The organism is Limosilactobacillus kribbianus, assembly GCF_026413145.1.
GTDB lineage: Bacteria > Bacillota > Bacilli > Lactobacillales > Lactobacillaceae > Limosilactobacillus > Limosilactobacillus kribbianus.
Genome location: NZ_JAOVYZ010000094.1, coordinates 1 through 2,309 on the forward strand (window position 1 = coordinate 1; position 2,309 = coordinate 2,309).

Annotated in this window: 2 protein-coding genes; both read left to right on the top strand. The window is 39.8% G+C overall.

Features of this window, described 5'->3' with window-relative positions:
* Positions 1 to 183: 183 nt before the first annotated feature.
* Positions 184 to 1,137 (top strand): Cas9 endonuclease PAM-interacting domain-containing protein, encoded by a 954-nt coding sequence (locus OCT58_RS10225; protein ID WP_267202719.1) that lies wholly within the window; start codon positions 184 to 186, stop codon positions 1,135 to 1,137.
* A 199-nt stretch (positions 1,138 to 1,336) separates the two neighbouring features.
* On the top strand, positions 1,337 to 2,218 hold the full coding sequence (cas1, locus tag OCT58_RS10230) for a type II CRISPR-associated endonuclease Cas1 (RefSeq protein ID WP_267202720.1): 882 nt from the start codon (positions 1,337 to 1,339) through the stop codon (positions 2,216 to 2,218).
* Positions 2,219 to 2,309 lie beyond the last annotated feature (91 nt).

Below are 2,309 nucleotides of genomic sequence, written 5' to 3' on the forward strand. Positions count from 1 at the left end.
CAGTTCGCGTGTGGTAAGATGATGATAGGTCATTTGTGATATCCTTTGCTTTTGTTTGTGGTTATTCAAAAGTCTATCACAGATGGCTTTTTTATGTTTCTAACTTAATTTTACAAACCGGGTGATTTAATTTCTAACGATGAGGAGCGGATTGTTGACAAGAGCTCCGGTGAAATTGTTGGGATGAAGTCTGATTTAATTCACCAGATTAAACGTGTCTACGGTTTCAAGTACATGCTGATTTCACAAGAGACCTATACAAATTCTGGCGCGATGTTTGACCAAACTATTTATCCGGCTAAATCAAATAAGAAACTGATTCAAACTAAGCAAGGCCGTCCTACCAACATTTATGGTGGTTACAGCGGGAACAAGGACGCATATATGGCGATCATTCGTATTCCGGGCAAGAAAGAGGACAAGCTGAGGGTTGTTGGCATACCGGTTCGTAGCCTTTCAAAGCTTGAGCGGCTAAAGAAAACTGACAATGCGGCTTATCTCAGCGAACTACATCGGGTGATTGCCGAACGAACTGCAAGAGAAAAAACAAACAGAAAGACTGGAGAAAAGACTAAGGTATATATTGATTTCGACATTGTCGTGCCAAAGGTAATGTATCGACAATTAATTATTGATGGTGATCTCAAATACACATTGGGCAGTTCAACTTACCAGTACAATGCTCGTCAGCTGGTGCTTTCAGAAAAGTCGATGAAGATTCTAAACACCGATTTTTCAAAAGATTCATTTTCGGTGGATGAACAGAATGAACAGCTGATGTTCGTCTATGACGATATTCTCGATAAAGTGAATAGGTATCTGCCGTTGTATGATAAAAACAAATTTAGAAAGGGATTGAACGAGGGAAGAGACAAATTTAAGGAACTTCCGGTACTGCCTATTTACAATGGGAGTTCTAAAAAGTCTGACGGAAAAGTTGATATTATAAACAACATGCTTATAGGTCTTCACTGTGATCCGTCAATGGGGAATTTGAAGTCTTTAGGTATAAAGTCGCCTTTCGGTATGTTGCAAACTCCAAATGGAATAACCATGAACAAAGACAGTGAACTTATCTATCAATCACCAACCGGTTTGTTCGAACGGAGAATTCGCTTAAGCAAGCTAATAAAATAACAAGCTAAAGAGAAAGGGAACCGCTCAAATGAACGATTCCCTTTGTTATGTATTTGGTCAGATAACTGACTCAAAAGTAGAAACTTATGTACTAAAAAGCACTGTTTGATTTTAACTCTGTACTTCAGATCAATGATGTTTAAAGCGTTGGTAGCTAACCAACACCTAAATTATAACAAAAATAAAGGGGGATGACAATATGGGGTGGCGCTCAGTCATTATCAGTCAACATGCCAAGCTTTCGTATGCATCGCACTTAATGGTTGTCCAAACAAGGGATGGCATTAACCAGGTGCCGATAGAGGATGTTCAATTACTTCTTGTCTCAACAACCCAGGCCGTGATTACCACGGCTCTGCTGAGTGAGTTGGCGAAGCAAAATGCAAAAGTGGTTTTTGTTGACCGGAACATGCAGCCAAACTGTGAGTTGGTCAATAATTACCCTAATAATCGATCGGTGGGCCTACTCACTGACCAGTTCAACTGGTCGCAAAAGCGAAAGGAGCTTTTATGGACAAAGATTGTTCATGAGAAAATTAAGAACCAGATTCAGGTTTTACAGATCTACAAACATGAAACGGAAGAACTAAGTGGTGAACTGAAAAAGTTGGAGGTTAATGATCTTACCAACCGAGAAGCCGTAGTTGCGCGCAAATATTTTCCGTTACTGTTTGAGCAAGAAAAATTTTCGCGGCGAAGTGGGTCAGCGGTCAATGCGGCACTTAACTATGGCTATTCAATTCTTCTTTCGATGTTTGATCGCGAAATTGTTGAGCGTGGTTATCTTACGTACTTAGGAATTCATCACCGAAGCAATGAGAACCAGTTTAATCTGGGATCGGACTTGATGGAACCATTTCGTCCGGTAGTTGATTATTGGGTGGCAAATCAGGATTTTACCGAACTGACCCCTGATGTTAAGTACGGACTGATCGATGCTTTGAATATTGAAATCACGTATTGCAAGCATCATATGCTGTTAAGAAATGCGATAAGTAAATATGTCGGTGACTGCTTAAAATACTTAAGTGGTCAGAGCAAAGAACTTGAACTAAAACTTGAAAGCAGGAAAGGAGCTTAATCACTTGTTATATCAAGGAACTGGCTATTCAAATTAGTGAATTTTAGACTGCCTGGAGCTGTTTAGCAACGACTTGTGGTAAATGTTTGAT

What these genes read in the sequence shown, in the direction of transcription:
- OCT58_RS10225 (WP_267202719.1), top strand. Translation starts at nt 184, where the DNA reads ATGAAGTCTGATTTAATTCACCAGATTAAACGTGTCTACGGTTTCAAG.
- cas1 (WP_267202720.1), top strand. Translation starts at nt 1,337, where the DNA reads ATGGGGTGGCGCTCAGTCATTATCAGTCAACATGCCAAGCTTTCGTAT.